This window comes from Synechococcus sp. PCC 7335, assembly GCF_000155595.1.
Classification (GTDB): Bacteria; Cyanobacteriota; Cyanobacteriia; order Phormidesmidales; family Phormidesmidaceae; genus Phormidesmis.
The window spans coordinates 1481971-1502384 of record NZ_DS989904.1; the positions used below are offsets into that span (position 1 = coordinate 1481971).

At 49.7% G+C, this 20414-nt stretch carries 10 protein-coding genes; 1 reads left to right on the plus strand and 9 read right to left on the minus strand.

The window, feature by feature from the left end:
• Positions 1–145: 145 nt before the first annotated feature.
• Positions 146–4111, plus strand: coding sequence for a DNA-directed RNA polymerase subunit beta' (locus S7335_RS06575; RefSeq protein WP_006457492.1), 3966 nt, complete (start codon positions 146–148; stop codon positions 4109–4111).
• A gap of 279 nt (positions 4112–4390) precedes the next feature.
• Here S7335_RS06575 and S7335_RS06580 read toward each other — a convergent pair whose 3' ends face one another.
• The 9 genes from S7335_RS06580 to ureC all read right to left on the minus strand — a co-directional run bounded on the left by S7335_RS06580 (position 4391) and on the right by ureC (position 20268).
• The gene (locus tag S7335_RS06580) at positions 4391–5596 is read right to left on the minus strand and encodes an HhoA/HhoB/HtrA family serine endopeptidase (protein WP_006453391.1); all 1206 of its coding nucleotides are present in this window, start codon (positions 5594–5596) and stop codon (positions 4391–4393) included.
• 494 nt (positions 5597–6090) lie between these two features.
• The gene (locus S7335_RS06585; protein ID WP_006454309.1) at positions 6091–7575 is read right to left on the minus strand and encodes a glutamate synthase subunit beta; all 1485 of its coding nucleotides are present in this window, start codon (positions 7573–7575) and stop codon (positions 6091–6093) included.
• Between the two features lie 204 nt (positions 7576–7779).
• Complete coding sequence (gene gltB, locus S7335_RS06590) at positions 7780–12432, minus strand: glutamate synthase large subunit (RefSeq protein WP_006456174.1); 4653 nt, start codon at positions 12430–12432, stop codon at positions 7780–7782.
• A 185-nt stretch (positions 12433–12617) separates the two neighbouring features.
• Positions 12618–13376, minus strand: coding sequence for an urea ABC transporter ATP-binding subunit UrtE (gene urtE, locus S7335_RS06595; RefSeq protein WP_006457381.1), 759 nt, complete (start codon positions 13374–13376; stop codon positions 12618–12620).
• The gene (gene urtD, locus S7335_RS06600; RefSeq protein WP_006456199.1) at positions 13373–14140 is read right to left on the minus strand and encodes an urea ABC transporter ATP-binding protein UrtD; all 768 of its coding nucleotides are present in this window, start codon (positions 14138–14140) and stop codon (positions 13373–13375) included. The genes urtE and urtD overlap by 4 nt, the downstream gene beginning before the upstream one ends.
• Entirely contained in the window at positions 14137–15417 is a 1281-nt protein-coding gene (urtC, locus tag S7335_RS06605) for an urea ABC transporter permease subunit UrtC (RefSeq protein ID WP_157620109.1), read from the minus strand. The genes urtD and urtC overlap by 4 nt, the downstream gene beginning before the upstream one ends.
• 3 nt (positions 15418–15420) lie before the next feature.
• A complete protein-coding gene (gene urtB / locus S7335_RS06610) occupies positions 15421–16581 on the minus strand; it encodes an urea ABC transporter permease subunit UrtB (RefSeq protein WP_038017312.1) in 1161 nt (386 codons plus the stop codon).
• Positions 16582–16882: 301 nt separating this feature from the next.
• Positions 16883–18196: an urea ABC transporter substrate-binding protein gene (gene urtA, locus S7335_RS06615; RefSeq protein ID WP_006456658.1), complete on the minus strand. Its 1314-nt coding sequence runs from the start codon at positions 18194–18196 to the stop codon at positions 16883–16885.
• A 335-nt stretch (positions 18197–18531) separates the two neighbouring features.
• Positions 18532–20268 (minus strand): urease subunit alpha, encoded by a 1737-nt coding sequence (gene ureC / locus S7335_RS06620; protein WP_006457433.1) that lies wholly within the window; start codon positions 20266–20268, stop codon positions 18532–18534.
• Positions 20269–20414: the final 146 nt, after the last annotated feature.

Here is a 20414-nt window from a genome sequence, read left to right on the forward strand (position 1 = left end):
AACAGCTGGTTAGTCTCTAAAAGTTGGCTAGTTCACCTGGTTTACTTAAAAGATCTACCAATAGAGATCTAGCCAGCTCAACTATTGAAAACAGCATCGGCAACAAACAGCAGCAAAGCAGACTTCGAAGGGAAAAAAGCAGAGCATGACAGAGCAGCAAAGCGTAGCAAAACCAAGAGTATTTAGAAACCGGGTTATTGACAAAAAGCAGCTAAAAAATCTTGTTTCCTGGTCGTTTGAGCACTACGGCACCGCTCGTACCTCTCAGATGGCTGATGAAATCAAAAGCTTGGGTTTCAAATACGCTACCCAGGCAGGGGTCTCTATCAGCGTAGAAGATCTAGAAGTGCCGCCTAGCAAAAAGGCAATGCTAGAGTCTGCCGAACAAGAGATTCGCGATACCGAAGAGCGCTATACGCGGGGTGAAATTACAGAAGTAGAACGCTTTCAAAAAGTAATCGATACTTGGAATAGCACTAGTGAGTACCTAAAAGACAAAGTTGTAGAAAACTTCCGTGACAACAACCCGCTTAACTCTGTGTATATGATGTCCAACTCAGGGGCGAGGGGAAATATTTCTCAGGTTCGCCAGCTTGTGGGTATGCGCGGTTTGATGGCCAATCCGCAGGGCGAAATCATTGACCTGCCGATCAAAACCAACTTCCGCGAAGGACTTACTGTCACTGAGTATGTAATCTCTTCCTATGGTGCTCGCAAGGGATTAGTAGATACGGCTTTGCGAACTGCTGACTCTGGCTATCTAACTCGCCGCTTAGTAGACGTATCGCAAGATGTGATTGTCAGAGAAATTGACTGTGGCACAGAGCGCTACATCCCTGTTAGACCCATGACAGACGGTGAGCGGGTGCTGATTCCGCTAAAAGATCGCTTGCTGGGCCGAGTTCCTGCCGAAGATGTCGTTCATCCCAAGACTGGCGATGTGATTGTAGAGCGTAATCAGCCGATTACGGATGATATTGCAGATGCGATTGGAGAAGCTAAGGTCAAAGAAATCAAAGCTCGTTCGGCGCTAACCTGTGAGGCTGCTCGTTCCGTTTGCCAGCACTGCTATGGCTGGAGTTTGGCACATTCACATATGGTTGATCTAGGAGAAGCCGTCGGTATTATCGCTGCTCAGTCTATTGGTGAACCAGGTACGCAGCTAACCATGCGCACTTTTCATACGGGTGGAACCTTTACCGGCGAATTAGCCCCACAGGTTAACGCCAAACGGAGTGGTGTGATTCGGATTCCAGAAGGGCTTAGAACTCGCACCTTTCGTACTCGTCACGGTGAAGATGCGCTAGTGATGGACGAGAACTGCCAGATTGCGATCGAATCTAACGGCAAGGAATATGCCGTCTCATTAGCCAAGAACGCAATTTTGTTTGCCCAAGATGGGGATGAGATTAAGAAGGGCGAAATGATCGCCGAGATGCCTAGTACTAGCCGAGTGCGGAAAGTCACTGAGAAAGCGAGTAAGGACGTTACCTCGGACCTTTCGGGTGAGGTGAAATTTGACGGTCTAGTGCAAGAAGAAAAGACTGACCGCCAGGGCAATATGACTCGTCTAGCTCAACGGGGTGGATTGATGTGGGTGCTCTCGGGCGAGGTGTATAACCTGCCGCCGGGCGCAGAACCGGTTGTAAAAAATGGCGATCGCATTGAAGCGGCCGGTGTACTCGCTGAGACCAAATTAATTACAGAGCGAGGGGGGATTGTTCGTCTTACCAACGCCTCTAATGATGGTAAAGGAGGCCGTGAAGTTGAAATTATTACCGCCTCTGTGGTGCTTGATCGAGCGGAAGTTGAGATTGAAAGTGGCCAAGGCCGTGAGCACTACTTCTTGAATACTTCTACTGGACAAAGGTTCTCAATTAATGCCACCCCTGGAACTAAGGTTACTAACGGTCAGGTAGTCGCTGAGCTAGTAGACGATACCTTCCGTACTCAAACGGGTGGGATTATCAAGTTTGCTGGGGTAGAAATCTCCAAACGTGGCAAGGCTAAGACTGGGTACGAAGTGACCAAAGGCGGGACGCTACTTTGGGTTCCTGAAGAGGCTCATGAGATCAACAAAGATATTTCCTTGTTGATGGTCGAAGATGGCCAGTACGTCGAAGCGGGTACAGAAGTTGTCAAAGACATTTTTTGTCAGACCGGCGGCGTCATTGAAGTTACTCAGAAAAATGATATTTTGCGTGAGATCGTCATTCGACCAGGCGATATCCACATGGTGGATAGTCCAGATGATGCTGGTAAGAAGAGTGGTGATATCGTCAACGCGGGTGAAGAAGTCATGCCTGGCGTTGTAGCTGATTCGCTTCGCTATGTAGAGTATGTCGAGACACCTGAAGGTGCAGCGCTGCTGCTGCGTCCTGTCCAAGAGTTTGAAGTGCCTGATGAAGCTTCTATTCCTAGCCAAGCTTCTGTTAGCGATAGTGACGACAAGGGTATTAGCCTGAAGGCAATCCAGCGCTTACTCTACAAAGATGGAGAGAGAGTGAAGTCGGTAGAGGGACTAGAAATATTGCGGACACAGCTAGTTCTAGATATCGATGAAGGTGGTAGTCAGCTAACGGCTGATATCGAGCTGAAAGCGGATAGTACTGAGGAAGATGCTAAGCAACGGCTTCAGCTAGTGGTGCTAGAAACGCTAGTCGTTCGACGTGATATTGAAGCAGATCAGACCCAAGGCAGTACGCGCACTCGTCTACTTGTCCAAGATGGCGATGAAATTCATCCGGGAGCAGTGATCGCACGGACTGAAATTCAGTCGAAGGAAGCAGGCGAAATTCGTGGTATCCGCGAGGATCTAGAGTCAGTTCGACGGGTGCTGGTGGTGCGTGATGCCGATCAGATCACAGTATCGACTGAAGGCAATCAGCCTACGGTCTCTGAAGGTGATTTGTTAGTTGACAACACTGAGATAGCCTCCGGCGTTAAAACTGTTCATTCAGGGCAGGTGCTCTCAGTTGGTGAGAACGAAATTGTGATGAGACTCGCAAGACCTTATCGGGTGTCTACCGGCGCGGTCTTGCACATTGAAGATAGTGACTTGGTCCAGCGAGGTGATGGTCTAGTATTACTAGTATTTGAGCGAGCAAAGACTGGGGATATCATCCAGGGCTTACCTCGTATCGAAGAACTGCTAGAAGCTCGTAAGCCCAAGGAAGCCTGCATCTTGGCAGAGCGGCCAGGTACAGCGCAAGTGGTTTACGCAGAAGATGAGACGGTCGAGATCAAGGTGATTGAGAGCGATGGTGTCGTGACTGACTACCCAGTTACACCGGGGCAAAACCTAGTGATTGGAGATGGTCAAAAGGTCGAGACAGGCGAGCCGCTAACGGATGGTCCTTCAAATCCTCATCAGATTCTAGAGGTCTTCTATAAGTACTATCGCGAAAGCAAAGGTACCCATGAAGCGGCGATGCTTAGCCTGGAGAGAGTTCAGTCTTTCCTTGTAAACGAAGTACAGTCGGTGTACCAGTCTCAAGGAATTGACATCTCAGACAAACATATTGAGGTAATTGTCCGCCAGATGACCTCGAAAGCGCGTTTGGAAGATGGTGGAGATACCACGATGCTACCAGGCGAGCTAGTTGAGATTCGTCAGCTAGAGCAAGTCAATGAGGCGATGTCGATTACAGGGATGGCCCCTGCGGATTACACACCTGTGCTTTTGGGTATCACCAAGGCTTCGTTAAACACGGATAGCTTCATCTCAGCAGCGAGTTTCCAAGAGACCACTCGTGTACTGACAGAGGCGGCCATTCAAGGTAAGTCTGATTGGCTGCGTGGTCTGAAGGAAAATGTAATCATCGGTCGCCTGATTCCAGCAGGCACAGGTTTCAATGCTTATGAGGAACCGACTTCACCTGAAGTTGATACTTCATTTGACGGCACCTTTTTGAATAACGACATGGCGCTATCAGACATGGTGTTAGATGATCGCACCGCTAGAGCCTATGACCGAGAAGGCGGATTGGATCTGATTGCTGGCGACGGTATGGTTGGTGGAACTGAGAAGAAAGCTGACGAAACAGATAACGTGCCTTCTACACTAATCGGAGGAGACGGTTTGATTGATGATAGAACAGGCTTAGTCTAGGCCGGTACTAGCCTTCTGTCGTTTCGCCACTTAGCTCTTCACATTTTCTAGGGCTGAAACCCTTGATGTATGAAGAGCTAAGTGGTCAGCAATGACCGTAGGCTTTGCCTTCTCGCGAAGTATGCATCCAGCCATTGCTATCAGTTTAGGTTAGGGGTTCAGTAGGTAGGTATCGTAGGAACAAGCAGTTATTGGAAAAAGAGTCTTGAGAGGTCAATATCTCAAGACTCTTTTCTTTGCCGGTTTGAGTTGTCACGCTGACATAGTGCTGACAACCAACTACGCACTTTGTTGTTCTGAGAGATCAGCTGTTTTAACTGATAGGTGTTGAGTTTGCTCGCCTCGCCGTAAAGTCATCTGTAACGATTCGCCTACCTTCACCTGATCGACTCTACTCTGCAGCTGATCGGCTTGCTTTACTCGAAAACCGGCCACGCTAGTAATAACGTCTCCTCGACGCAGCCCCGCTTCAGCAGCAGGCGTATTAGGTAACACTCTGATGACTAACACACCGTCAGTTTCTGGAAGTGCGATCGCGCTATTGGGATCCTCGTTGTTCATTTTGGCCATATCCGGCGTCAGCGTAGCAATCTGTACGCCTAGATAAGGATGCGCAATTCGCTCACCACGAGACAAGCTAGCTTGAATTGCTTTAGCTTTGTTGATCGGAATTGCAAACCCAATGCCCATTGCATCAGCGCGAATCGCCGTATTAATGCCAATTACCTCACCTTGCGCATTGAGCAATGGACCGCCGGAGTTACCAGGATTGATGGCTGCATCTGTCTGGATAAAGTCGATACGCTTATCTGGAATGCCAACCGCTGCGCTCGAGCGTTTGAGGGTGCTGACAATGCCAAGCGTCACAGTATTGTCTAATCCGAGTGGATTTCCAACTGCGATCGCCCAATCTCCTACTTCCACAGAATCCGAATCGCCTAGCGTAGAGACAGGGAGCGGTTCGCCCGCTGTATTGATCCGAATGACCGCTAGGTCTGTAATCTCATCGACGCCTTCTACATAGCCTTCAAACTGACGGCCGTCTTTGAGCTTTACCGTTACCTGATCAGCGTTGTTGACGACATGAGCATTTGTCAAAATATCGCCCTGGTCATTAATAATAAATCCTGAGCCTTGTCCTCGGAGTCGCTCTTCTTGTGGAATGCTTTGGAAGCCACCACCCATACGTCCTCTAAAGAACGGATCGTCATAAAACAAATCTGGAACATTGCGCGTTACTGTCCTCTCTGTATCAATTCGGACAACTGCGCTACCAACAGAGCGAACCGCACTAGCTACAAAGCTTTCTGGCGAAAGATTTTCGGGTGAAAGGGTGGTTGCCTGTGCAGTAGCCGTCGTGGAAGAGGCAGCTTGGGCCCAAACAGGTAAAGCCCATAGACTATTTGTCAGCATTAAGGTGACTGCCACAGTCGCCATCCGCCTGAAGAACTGGCCAACCAATGACAAGCTGGGAACAAATTTCATAAACGCTCTCTAATGCACAACAGACGAAAAATAAAAAAGGGAATCCCAAGCTTATTTTGACAGTTTCTTTGAGGTTGGGAGGTGTGGGTATACTGAGTTTGCAAGTACGGATTCTGCGATCCCTATGACTCCGTTCGCTGACTTACCCTAATCCCCATTATGGCTGAAACTCCAAAAGATCGTCTGTAGCTCCTGATATAGTCCAATACAATTCACATAGCCTTCTGCTCCTTTGCCAAATACTAAGGCATAGAAAAGCTATCTAACACGAAGGTTAAGAGGCGCAGTCTTCAATAGTTCTACTGGCTATAGTTTCCTCGGCTACGCAATGGTTTCCCTGCTATGCGAAGCAATTAGCGAAGCCTTCGACTAGCTACTCTGTCATTGTCTGTCGCTAAAATTAGTCTGTAAATTAGGCTGTCGCGAACAGGTAACTATCAAACTATCAACCAAACTATCAACTAGTCGGTAACCGTCTACTATTCCTGTTCAGACTAGGGTAATTCTGTTGTACCCATGAGGTAGCGATCGCACTCCCTAGCCACACCACGCCCTTCATTAATTGCCCATACGACCAGGCTTTGCCCCCGGCGACAGTCACCCGCTGCAAACACACCCGGTTTATTGGTTGTATATTCTTCGTGCTCAGCCTTGATGTTGCTCCGCTCAGTCTTTTCTAACCCTAGTGCATCCATCAAGGGAGACTCTGGTCCCAAAAATCCCATGGCCAACAGTACTAGCTGCGCTGGGATTCTCTTTTCACTGCCGGGTAGGTGAATTGGCGTAAAGCGACCGTTCTCATCACGTTCCCATTGCACTTCTACCGTATGAACGGCAGCCACGTTGCCGTTACCATCATCTTCAAACTTAGTTGCTGTAGTTACATATCCGCGTGGATCTTTACCAAACAGCGCCTTCGCCTCTTCTTGACCATAGTCCAAACGATAAATCTTTGGCCACTCTGGCCATGGGTTGCTAGAAGAGCGCACTTCCGGTGGCTTGGGCATAATTTCTAACTGATTAATGCTCTTACAACCATGACGAATGGACGTGCCTACACAGTCTGTGCCTGTATCACCACCGCCGATAATCACCACGTCTTTACCCGCCGCAGAGATATAGTCATCACCTGGCTTACCGTCCAATACTGCCCGGGTATTAGCAGTCAAAAACTCCATCGCAAAGTGGATACCATTTAGTTCTCTTCCCTCAATAGGTAAATCCCTAGGCCGGGTAGATCCAGTACAAAGAATAACAGAATCAAAATCGTTCAATAGCTTCTGAGCAGGTAAGTCACTACCGACCTCAACGCCACAGTTAAACGTAATTCCCTCTGCTTCCAAGATATCCAAGCGGCGGCGCACGATGTCTTTCTTATCGAGCTTCATATTCGGAATGCCGTAGGTCAGTAACCCGCCTGGGCGATCGGCACGCTCGTAGACCGTTACGGTATGACCAGCTTTATTCAGCTGATCAGCGGCGGCTAATCCAGCAGGCCCTGACCCGATGATCGCAACTGTCTTTCCAGTCCGCTTGGCGGGTGGATGTGGCACTATCCAGCCTTCTTCCCAGCCCCTTTCAATGATGGAATACTCGATATTCTTGATTGTTACAGGTGGGCTAGTGATCCCTAGAACGCAGGAGCCCTCACAAGGCGCAGGGCAAACGCGACCCGTGAATTCAGGAAAATTGTTGGTTTTATGCAGACGGTCTAGCGCCTCTCGCCAAAGTCCTCGGTAGATTAGATCGTTCCATTCGGGGATAAGGTTGTTGATTGGACAGCCGCTGGCCATGCCGCTGATCAGTTCACCCGTATGGCAAAAAGGAGTACCACAATCCATGCAGCGAGCTCCCTGCGTCTGCAGGTTCTCTTCGGGCATAGGCATGTGGAATTCGTTCCAGTTGCGAATGCGATCTTCTGGAGAAAGTTCGGAGGGTGCTTCGCGCAGGTGTTCGATGAAGCCGGTTGGTTTTCCCATGGTTTGTCGTTCGGTGAAAATGAAGGATAAGAAAAAATAGTTAATAGGGTGTGGCTACTCAAGGGCGAGGCCAATCTTCGAAAAGAGCATCGTTCTACGGCTCCACTCAATCAACGGGAGCCCTAAGTTCTCAACGTGTCGGACGCAGGGGAAGTGTCGAGGACGAAGCGCAGTCTCTAACGTAGCCTTTTGTGGGAAGCCCGACTAGCTACCGCTGACTCTAGCTAAGTCACGAGCGTTCTCTTCGAAGGCCGCAGACATCGCTTCGTCGTTACTAAGGCCATCTGCAAGCGCCTTTTGAATGTGCTGTAACACTCGCTTGTAATCGCGTGGCATTACTTTTACAAACTTAGGCAGCGTATCTTCCCAATTTGCTAACACTACTTTTGCTTTGTTGCTACCTGTGAGTTCTAGATGGCGCTGTATGATATCTCGCAGCTCTTGCTGTTCACCAGAGGTTTCGACTTTCTCTAAGCCGACCATTTCAGTGTTGCAGCGGGTAGCAAAGTCGCCATCTTCGTCTAGCACGTAGGCAACCCCACCGCTCATCCCAGCGGCAAAGTTACGTCCGGTACGACCTAGGATAATGGCCTTACCGCCTGTCATGTATTCGCAGCCATGGTCGCCAACGCCTTCTACAATTGCCTGAGCGCCAGAGTTACGTACGCAAAAGCGTTCTCCCGCTTGGCCGTTGATATAGGCTTCGCCACGAGTCGCACCATAAAGCGTAACGTTCCCAGTCACGATGTTATCTTCGGCCACTAGCTCAGAAGACTTGTGCGGATAGAGGATGATCTTGCCGCCGCTGAGCCCTTTGCCAAGATAGTCATTAGCATCGCCTTCTAGCTCTAAGGTCATGCCCGCAGGCGTGAATGCACCAAAGCTCTGACCCGCTGTGCCCTGGAAGTGCAGGTGAACGGTGTCATCAGGTAGACCTTCCCAGTAGTTTTTGGTGATTTCGTTGCCGACGATAGTACCGACGACGCGGTTGATATTAGTGATAGGCAATGTTGCTTTGACTTTTTCTCCCTTTTCGATCGCAGGCTTGCAAATCTCCAGTAGTTTGGTGATGTCAAGCGATTTGTCTAGACCGTGATCTTGCGCCTGAGTGCAGTAGCGGCCAACTTCTGGACCCACTTCGGGCTTATGTAGCAAAGGAGAAAGGTCGATGCCCTTAGCTTTCCAATGATCAATGGCTTTTTTGGGCGCCAGCATTTCTGTACGGCCTACCATTTCATCTAGGGTCCGAAAGCCCAGCTCTGCCATGATTTCTCTAGTTTCTTGGGCGATGAACTTCATGAAGTTAACGGTGTAGGCAGGATCGCCGCTGAACTTGCTACGCAGGTCTGGGTTTTGAGTGGCGACGCCGACAGGGCAGGTGTTGAGATGGCAAACACGCATCATGATGCAGCCTAAGGTGACAAGCGGCGCGGTGCTAAAGCCAAATTCTTCTGCGCCAAGAAGAGCTGCGATCGCGACATCTCGGCCCGTTTTCATCTGGCCATCTGTCTCAATCACAATCCGACTACGCAGATTGTTTAATACCAGCGTCTGATGCGTTTCAGCCAGTCCTAATTCCCAGGGCAGCCCTGCATGCTTAATCGAGGTCTGCGGCGAAGCGCCCGTTCCGCCATCAAACCCAGAAATTAAAACAACATCTGCATGGGCTTTGGCTACGCCTGCGGCAATCGTGCCAACGCCAACTTCAGAAACTAGCTTCACACTCACTCTAGCCTCGCGGTTGGCATTCTTAAGATCGTGAATTAGCTCTGCGAGATCTTCAATTGAGTAGATGTCGTGGTGAGGCGGTGGCGAGATAAGACCCACGCCGGGGGTAGAGTTACGCACCTTAGCAATCCAAGGATAAACCTTACGACCAGGTAGCTGTCCGCCTTCACCAGGTTTCGCACCTTGGGCCATTTTGATTTGGAGCTCTTTGGCCTGTGAAAGATACAGACTGCTGACGCCGAAGCGACCAGAGGCGACCTGCTTGATGGCACTATTTTTGGAATCGCCTTGCTCATTGGTCCAGGTGTAGCGATCGGGATCTTCGCCCCCTTCTCCTGTATTGGATCGGCCACCGATTCTGTTCATAGCGATCGCCAAGGTCTCATGCGCCTCTTGCGAAATCGAACCATAGCTCATCGCCCCAGTCTTAAAGCGCTTCATGATCGCTTCAATGGGTTCGACTTCTTCAATCGGAATCGACGCTTGAGGTGTGAATTCCAACAGATCGCGCAAACGGAAGAACTGCTTGCCCTGCTCGTTTACAAGCGCTGAGTACTTCTTAAACAGATCGTAATTACCCTCGCGAGTTGCCTGTTGTAAGAGATGAATGCTTTGCGGACTAAGTAGATGAGCCTCACCATCTTTGCGCCACTGATATTCACCGCCTACATCTAGAGTGGCTGCGTTGCTGCTACCTGCTGCTAGTCGATCCGGGAAGGCATGACGATGCCGCTGAATGGCTTCTTCTGCCAATACCTCTAAACCGACCCCCTGAATACGAGAAGCCGTCCAGGTAAAATATTTATCGATAACGGAGCTATTAAGACCAATCGCCTCGAAGATTTGTGCGCCTCGGTAGCTTTGCAATGTTGAAATTCCGATTTTAGAGGCGACTTTTACCACGCCTTTGGTTGCCGCTTTGATGTAGTTCTTACAAGCCGCCTCTAGCGAGATATCGCGCAGCAGATTCTCTTCGATCATCCGCTCGAAAGTCTCGAAGGCCATATAGGGGTTAATTGCTCCACAGCCATAGCCCAAAAGCACTGCAAAGTGATGCACCTCACGCGGCTCACCTGATTCAAGCACAATTCCTACACGAGTGCGCGTACCGTGACGAATGAGGTGATGGTGTAGCCCCGCAACTGCTAGCAGTGCCGGAATCGGTGCTCGGTTCTGAGCGATGTCACGGTCGGAGAGAATTAAGATTTCGTGACCAGATTCAATTTCTTCGTCAGCTTTTATACACAGCGCTTCCATCGCCCCGCTAAGCCCGGCCTCGCCCTGATCAGGGTCGAACAAGATGGGTAAAACGCTTGTCTTGAATTGAGTATTACACTTAATCCTAGCGAGTTCAGCATTGGTGATGAAGGGGGTTTTGAGCTGGAGTAAATGACAGCTTTCGGGCGTAGGTTCCAACAGATTTCGCTCTGATCCAATGGTTGTTGTAGCAGAGGTGATGATCGCTTCGCGGATAGAGTCGATAGGCGGATTGGTGACTTGGGCAAATAGCTGTTGAAAGTAGTTATACAACAGCTTCGGTCGATTGGAGAGAACAGGAAGAGGCGTATCTGTACCCATCGCACCAATGGCTTCTACACCATTTTTGCCCATCGGTGAAAGCAACATCCGTAGCTCTTCAAACGTATAGCCAAAGGCCATCTGTCGCTTAGTGACCGCGCTAGGGCTAGTATCTACTTCGGGCGCTTCTTCAAAAGCTTTGTCGTCAGTTGAGCTTAAATCATCAAGAGAAACAAGATTCTCGTCTAGCCAAGTCTGATAAGGTTGCTCAGTTGCAATCTGTTGTTTAATTTCTTCATCTGAAACAATCTTGCCAGCTTTAGTATCAACCAAGAACATTTTGCCGGGTTCTAGTCGACCTTTTTTGACCACATCTTCTGGCGCGACTGGTAGCACGCCTGCTTCAGAGGCCATGATTACCCGGTCGTCTTTAGTGACATAGTAGCGGCCGGGGCGAAGGCCGTTCCTATCTAGGACTGCGCCCATTTGAGTGCCGTCGGTAAAGGCAATTGAAGCCGGACCATCCCAAGGCTCTATCAAACAAGAGTGATATTCGTAAAACGCTTTCTTCTTAGCGTCCATGTTGGCATGGCCAGACCAGGGTTCAGGCACCATCATCATTAGCGCGTGAGGTAGCGATCGCCCACTTAATGCCAATAGCTCTAACGTATTATCAAAGATGGTCGAGTCACTGCCCTGGACGTTGATTAGCGGTCTTGCCTTATCTAGATCTTCGCCGAATAGTTCAGATTCGAACATCGACTGACGGGCGGTCATCCAGTTGATATTACCGCGCAAGGTATTGATTTCACCGTTGTGAGCGATGTATCGGTAAGGGTGTGAACGCTCCCAGCTAGGAAATGTGTTCGTACTAAAGCGAGAATGCACCAAAGCCAACGCACTTTCTATATCAGCGTCGTGCAGATCTAGATAATAGTTACCCACCTGCAAGGGCATTAGCATGCCCTTGTACACAATCGTGCGGCAAGACAAGCTGGCCACATACCAGTAGTTGTCAAGCTCAGTTTTACGAATGTGATGCGATCGCTTGCGGACAACGTATAGCTTCCGCTCCATTGCCAATTCATCAGTATCTGTGGCTAAACTTCCACGACCGATAAATGCCTGCTGTATAAAGGGCTCACTCGCTTGAGCAGTTGGGCCCAAAGACGAATTATCTGTCGGGACGTCGCGCCAGCCCAGCAGCTCCAAGCCCGCTTCTGTAACGGCATTTTCAAATTCTTTTCTACTTTTGGTTCGGACCGCCTCGTCTGGGCTGGCATAGACCATGGCTACGCCGTACTGTCCTGGCGCTGGCAAAGTAATTCCTTCGGCTGCAGCCACCTTCGTCATAAATCGGTGGGGTATCTGGAGCAAGATACCAGCACCGTCGCCCGTGTTAGGCTCAGCGCCGACAGCACCTCGATGATCTAAGTTCAGTAAAATCGTCAGGCCCTGCCGCACAATATCGTGAGAGACTTGCCCCTTCATCTGAACCACAAAGCCAACGCCGCAGGCATCATGCTCATTTTTGGGGTCGTAAAGACCTTGCTGAGTAGGTACTGATGGGCGATTATTCAAGCGGTTTACAATTTGGTCGGAAGGAGCCATCGCAGAAAATCCGAGGGGTAGTATTATCTAGAAAGAAAAAAGTTGGAATCCTTATTGTGTCGCAAAGAACCGCAGACTATGCCTTTGCTTAACAAAAACACTGGAATTACATTACGAAATATTTCTTTAAGTTATGGGGTGATTATCTTTGAACGTTGTCTTTGAACTGGGAGCCGACAAAGGGTCTATACCGCCAAGAATCGCTGAATTACATGGCTGTCTAACTGGCTAGCTTCTCCGGAGTCAACGATGCCCCCCTTTTGCATTGCATAGTAATAGTCCGCCTGCTGAGCAAAGTGCAGATGCTGTTCTACTAGCAGAACAGATACGCCTTTAGTTTCGACAATCTGACGCACTGCGTTTTCAATATCAAGAATGATCGAGGGCTGAATTCCTTCGGTTGGTTCATCAAGCACTAGAAGCTTGGGTCGACCCATCAGCGCGCGGGCAATTGCCAGCTGCTGCTGCTGTCCGCCGCTCAAATCTCCGCCCATCCGAGAAAGCATCTGTTTTAGCACTGGAAATAGCTGCAAGATATCTTCAGGCACTTCCTCGTTTAAAGGATTTCCCTTTTGATTTGCCTTCGCTTCTAAGCCAACAAGAAGATTCTCTTTGACCGTTAGTCTTGGAATAATCTCTCTGCCTTGAGGGACATAGCCAATGCCTAGCTTTGCTCTTTGGTTGGTCGCTAATCCCAAAAGAGAGCGGCCCTGGTAGTTAATCTGACCGCTGCGAGGGGTAAGTAGACCCATCACAGTTTTGAGCAGTGTCGTCTTGCCAACACCATTACGACCTATCAAACAGACCATTTTGCCTTGAGGAATGGTCATATCTACGTTGCGAAGAATGTGGCTTTCTGCGTAGTAAACATTGAGCCCAGAGATCTTCAGCGTTGGCGCGGTAGGTATTGGCTGCTGTCGTAGAAGCGTAGTGGACTGGGTCATGAGTCTGGATCACCTAGATACACTTTGATTACACGCGAATCATTTTGAATTTCATCCATCGTGCCTTCGCATAGCACACTCCCTTCATGAAGCACCGTTACTTTGTTGTGCTGCGCAATCTGCCGAACAAATTCCATATCGTGCTCAATTACAACCACAGCGTGACTTTCGGCCAAAGATAATAACAGCTCTCCTGTTCGCTCGGTTTCTTCGTCCGTGAGCCCTGCTACTGGCTCATCAACTAATAGCAAATCAGGTGACTGAGCAACTAGCATCCCAATCTCTAGCCACTGTTTCTCTCCATGTGAAAGTAGCGCGGCTGGGACATCAGCTTTGGCACTTAGGCCAATAGTATCAATCAAGCCAATAACAGTTCTTGCTTCAGCTTTTGGTGTGGGTTTAAACAATGTTGTCCAGACCGTTTTTTGACGATTGCAAGAAAGCTCTAAATTCTCCCTCGGCGTCAGGTTTAGATACACCCGAGGCGTTTGAAATTTTCGTCCGATCCCAAGACGGGCGATCGCATGCTCGGGTAAAGACTTGATATCTTTTCCTTTAAACAATGCTCGTCCGGTTGTCGGCTGCACTTTCCCCGTAATCACGTCTAGAAAGGTTGTCTTTCCGGCACCGTTCGGACCAATGATCACCCGCAGCCCTCTTTCTGCTAGCGTGAAGTTGAGGCCGTTGATCGCCTTAAAGCCATCAAAGCTGACGGTGACATTATCTATTTCTAACAAAGGGGTTAGTTGACTAGCAGTTGTCATGGCCTGTCTCCTAACTCTACATTCGACTTTGAGGATGGCTTTATGGTCGGATCACTAGTCGGATCACTAGTCGGATCAATCGGGCGAGCAACGGTAGGCTTAGTGTATATCTCAGCTTCTTGTTTCACGGTTTCATCTACTTCTAGGCGAGGGTAGGTGTTGACCCGCTGAGGTTTGCCAAAAAGCGATCGCAAATCATCTGCCGCTTGGTAACGGAACCAACCAATAATGCCATCTGGCAGTACCGTTACCACAATCAAAAATAGTGCTCCCTGGAAAAACAGCCAAATCTCTGGATAGCTTTCACTTAACAGCGCCCGCCCCCAGTTCACTGCTAGCGCGCCGATAATGGCTCCGACTAAAGAAGCGCGGCCACCGACTGCTACCCAGATCACCATCTCGATCGAAAAGGCAATGCTCATATACTGCGGTGAAACGATACCTGATTGCACCGTATAGAGCGCTCCGGCCACCCCTGCAATTCCACCTGAGACAGCAAACACCAGCACTTTAAAGGCGGTCGGATCGTAGCCAGAAAACCGTACCCGGTTCTCATCGTCGCGAATAGCTATCAGCATCCGGCCAAAGCGCCCGCTCGTCAGCCACCGGCACAGTCCGTAGGTCAGCGCTAATAGGACAACCGTGACGCAGTAAAAAGTAAACTGCATACCGTCGCCACCGACCGACTGGCCAAACAGTTCTGTAGTATTGGTCTTGAGCCCATTGGTGCCATTGATCAGCTCTTGCTGCCCATTGAAAAAGTTGAAAAAGACGACTAGCGCTGCTTGCGTCAAAATCGAAAAGTAAACGCCTCGAATACGATTGCGAAAAACTAGATAGCCCAGTAGTCCAGCAATGATTGAGGGAATTACAACAATCGCTATCAGCGTCACCGGAAAAGAGTAAAACGGCCGCCAAAAAGCCGGCAGCTCAGATACCCCGTACAGACTAAAGAAGTCAGGAATGCTGCCTTCGCTCAAGCTTTGCAGCTGTAGATTCATCGCGATCACATATCCGCCGATCGCAAAGAAGATGCCATGACCCAGGCTTAGCAGTCCGGTAAATCCCCAGATTAGATCAATACCTAGTGCAACAATGCTCAAACAAAGAAAGCGACCAAGCAGCCCCAACCGAAAGTTAGAGAGAATTAGCGGAAAGACAACTATCAGAAGAAGGGCGATCGCTACAACTAGTAGCACTTCCCAGCGTCGCTGAATCAGCCGACCCTTTCCCACCTTCGCACCAACCTCAGATACTGATGTATTTGCTTGTGCCATTGTCTACACCTCCGCTGAACGGCCCTTGGGTGGGAACAAACCCGCCGGACGTACCTGTAAGAACACAATGATCAGAGCAAACACCATTACTTTCGCCATGCTTGTTGTTGCAAAAAAGTCAAAGAATGACACAACGAAGCCGTCGCCAGATCCCAATGCCAGCGGAATCGTACCAGAACCTAGCAGGTAGGTCACGATGCCAATTCCCAGCGCTGCAATGACGCTGCCTAGCAGGTTGCCAACGCCGCCTACAACTACCACCATAAAAGCATCCACGATGTAGTTCACGCCTAGGTTTGGGCCAACTGATCCCAATAGCGTCACCGCAAAGCCGGCGATTCCGGCTAGCCCTGAACCCAACGCAAAGGTAACGGCGTCTACCTGCGCAGTCGGAATGCCTAAACAGGCACTCATATCACGGTTTTGAGTCACAGAACGAATGCGTAAGCCCCAGGCTGATTTTTGTAAGAATAAATAGACGCCTAATAGACAGACTGCCGTCAGCGCAATGATAAATAGTCTGGAGGCCGGAAACTGAATCGAGTCGGTCACAGATACGCTACCCTGTAGCCAGCTAGGCGCGGTCACATCTACGTTACGGGCACTGAACCAGGGTTCTGCCAGGGTCTGGTTGCTGTTGAGGCTGCTGCCAAGGAGGAACGCGATCGCCCCCGAAAGCAAAAATAAGCCCGTACTCACTAAATTCCGTCGATGCTCAGCAATGCTAGCGAAGCGAGTAAGCACCCACTTCCCACCAAAAAACAGTCCGCAAAACGCTAGCAAGCCAATCACCATTGACCAGCCTACGCTCCGCACAAACTGCTGCAAGATTAGGCTAACTCCCCAAGTCGCCAATAGCGTCTCTAGCGGTCTGCCATATAGAAATCTGATGACGCCTCGCTCCAGTGCCAGCCCTACTAACGCTGCCACCAAAAAAGACATCGGAATCGCTGCCCAGATGTACCATCCTTGCCAGCCATCTCCTAGCATTTTGAAGCCATTTTGTACCACATAGGTTGTATAGGCTCCTAGCATCATCAGCTCGCCATGGGCCAGGTTAATCACACCCATCAGACCAAACACAATCGCTAGACCTAGCGCCACAATCAACAAAACCGTGCCGATACTTACCCCGTTAAACAGTGTAGTGATCAAGCTATCTATCACAGCAGTTTCTCTAACCTCCTATCCCTTTGACCTACGTTACAAACACGCTCTCATAGAACAGTCCGAGCAAATGCACTCTTTGCTACAGACAAAGTCGCTATAGACAACGCTGCCACAGACAATTCAGCGGCAATCGATAATTCAACGACAACCCAAAAAGAGGTGACAGGTCTTAGCGACCGCCACCTCCTTGCTATCTATTCAACAATCCGTAGGGGCGTAGCATGGTATACCCTTACAGATTGCTGAGTCAACCGGTATGCTGTTTAGACGTGTGTTCCGAATCAAGACCTTAAGTCTAGACTTCTTCAGCCTTGTACTTACCGCCCTTTTCGGGATCAGACCAGTCACAGGCAAAGCCCTTCGTATCCGCAACGTACTGATTCCAGGGAATAGGCTCCAAAGGACCATCGGTAGAAGAGACAATCTCGAATAAGCCATCTTCTCGAACTTCACCAATTCGCACAGTCTTAGAGATATGGTGATTAGGCTGCATGGTTACTAGCCCTTCTGGCGCATCAAACGTCTGACCATAGGCCGCTTCGCGCACAGCCGCGATATCAGTTGTACCTGCTTTTTCTACCGCTTGCGCCCATAGATAGACCATGATGTAGGCCGCCTCCATCGGGTCGTTAGTCACGCGGTCTTCGCCGTACTTGGCCTTGAAGTCTGCGACCCACTTCTCGTTCTCGGGGCTTTCAACGGTTTGGAAGTAGTTCCAAGCGGCATAGTGTCCTTCTAGGAATTCTGGTCCGATCTGGCGGACTTCTTCCTCGGCAACACTGACAGACATCACTGGATACTTATCAGGTTCCATGCCTGCACTCTTCATCTGCTTGAAGAAAGCAACGTTGCTATCGCCGTTCAAGCTATTGAAGATAACTCCCCCATCTGGCAACGCCTGCTGAATCTTCTCAATGATTGGCGTAACTTCTGTATTGCCTAGAGGCAGATAGTCTTCACCAACGGTTGTACCGCCATTAGCTGCTAGCTGCTCTTTGATAATGTTGTTGGCAGTTCGAGGGAAAACATAGTCAGAGCCGACTAGGAAGAACTCTGTTCCTTTATTTTCTAGCAGCCAGTCAACCGCAGGTTCAATCTGCTGATTAGGCGCAGCGCCAGTGTAGAAAATATTCTTGGAGCACTCTTGGCCTTCGTACTGTACGGGGTACCACAGCATGTGGTCCTTTTCTTCAAAGACGGGCAGTACCGCTTTGCGACTAGCTGATGTCCAGCAGCCAAAGACCACCGCAACTTCGTCCTGATCGATTAGCTTTTCAGCTTTTTCTGCAAATGTCGGCCAGTCTGACGCGCCATCTTCCTTGATTGCAACAATCTGTTTTCCCAACAATCCTCCGGCTGCGTTGATCTCTTCGATCGCCATCTCTTCCGCATCTACAACGGTGGTTTCACTGATCGCCATTGTGCCACTCAAAGAGTGCAAAATACCGACTTTGATTGTATCTCCCGAATCAGCTGATGCATCTGCCCCCGCATCAGCAGCAGGCGTATCACCTTCTTCCGGTGTCGAAGCACAAGACTTCAAGAAAACGCTCGCACCCGCAGCGGCGGTGCCGTATACCAAAAACTTACGTCTACCCAGTTTAGCCATCAGCTAATCTCTCTACTCCCTAAAATCACACGTCTAACAGTCTCTGCGCCCTGACAAGCTCTAGGCTTGAGCCAAACAGCAAATCTAACTCAGTCGGAATCAGTCCCTATGAAGAAGCTAGACTAGCTTTCTTCACTAGCTTTCCTCTATATAGTCTTACTGATTTTGAAGGTATCCTATGCTCCGGGTTAGATCACGAGTTGTAGCGTTTGATACAAACTGAGTCACTTGAGTTTCTATGCAGACGTGAATCTGGTCTCGGTGCGTGTGTGGGTCTTTTTATTACTTCTTTGTCATCTGCCTGCTGGCGTTTCTCAAATAGTTGACTAACGTTTCTAAAACAGGAAGTAGCGCTGAGCCATCGGTAACCGGTCGGCAGGTTCGCAAGTTAACAGCTTCCCGTCAACTCTCACTTCGAAAGTCTCTGGCGCTACTTCGATATTAGGCATCACATCGTTCAGCTTTAGATCTGTTTTCTTTAACTGCCTAGTGTCTGACACTGCTCGCAGTCGACTAGACTCTAGCCCTAACTGGGTAGCGATATCGTCTGCCATTGCGGCTTGCGAAACAAAGGTTAACGCCGTACTCGAGATTGCCTTCCCATAGCTGCCGAACATGGGCCGCATATGTACCGGACCAGGGGTTGAAATGCTGGCGTTCGCATCTCCCATTTGCGCCCAGGCAATGAAGCCCCCTTTCACGACAGTCTCTGGTTTCACGCCAAAGAAAGCAGGATCCCATAGGCATAAGTCTGCCAGCTTGCCTTCTTCTACAGAGCCAATGATATCTGAGATGCCGTGGGCGATCGCCGGGTTAATCGTGTACTTCGCCACATACCGCTTCGCCCGGTAGTTATCATGGGTTTCATTAGTATTCTCAGGGCTCGGCAGCAGCCCCTTTTGTACCTTCATCTTGTGCGCCGTCTGCCAAGTGCGCGTAATCACTTCGCCCACTCGGCCCATCGCCTGTGAGTCAGAGGCCATAATGCTAAACGCGCCCATATCGTGCAGCAGATCTTCGGCGGCAATTGTCTCTCTGCGAATGCGAGACTCGGCAAACTTAACATCTTCTGGAATGTTCTTGTCTAGGTGATGGCACACCATCAGCATGTCTTTATGCTCATCAAAGGTATTGATGGTGTAGGGCCGAGTTGGGTTTGTGGACGCGGGCAGTACATTGTTGAGCTTGCAAACTGTGAGAATGTCTGGTGAGTGTCCGCCGCCAGCGCCCTCGGTGTGAAAGGTGTGAATCACTCGATTTTTGAAGGCGGCAATTGTTGTTTCTACAAAACCAGATTCATTGAGAGAATCGGTGTGGATGGCAACTTGCACATCATACTGATCTGCAACAGAAAGGCAGTTGTCAATTGCGGCAGCGGTCGTTCCCCAATCTTCGTGCAGCTTCAGGCTCATCGCCCCGGCCCTGATCTGTTCGACTAATGCCTGTGGCTGACTGGAATTGCCTTTGCCCATAAAGCCTAGATTTACTGAAAAGGCTTCGGCGGCTTCGAGCATGCGGTGAATATTCCAGGCTCCAGGCGTGCAAGTGGTGGCAAGCGTACCAGTCGCTGGGCCTGTGCCGCCGCCGAGCATTGTAGTAACACCAGAGGCGATCGCCACTTCAATTTGCTGCGGACAAATAAAGTGAATATGCGAATCAATCGCGCCCGCCGTTAGAATCTTGCCTTCTCCAGCGATGATCTCTGTACTCGGTCCGATAATGATGTCAATCTCGTTTTGTGTGTAGGGGTTGCCAGCCTTCCCGATCTTGGCAATCTTCCCATCCTTGATGCCGACATCTGCTTTGACTACGCCCCACCAATCAAGAATTAACGCATTCGTAATCACCGTATCTACCGCGCCGTCCGCTCTCGAAATTGGCGATTGTCCCATGCCATCGCGAATGACCTTACCGCCGCCGAACTTGACTTCGTCGCCGTAGTAGGTACCACCGTATGTAGTCAGATCTTGCTCGACTTCTAGGAATAGTTCGGTGTCGGCTAGGCGAATACGATCGCCCACCGTCGGCCCAAAGGTATCGGCATAGTCACGGCGGCTAATATAATTACTCATCGTTCAAATCTAAGGGGCCAATCAGGAAGTCAGACTTATGCAAACATCTAACCTAGCCTGTACTGTCTCACAACACGATTCGCAACGTTAGATAGATGGGCTACCGACTTTTATAAAATTTACAATGCACATCATCTCTAGAAAAG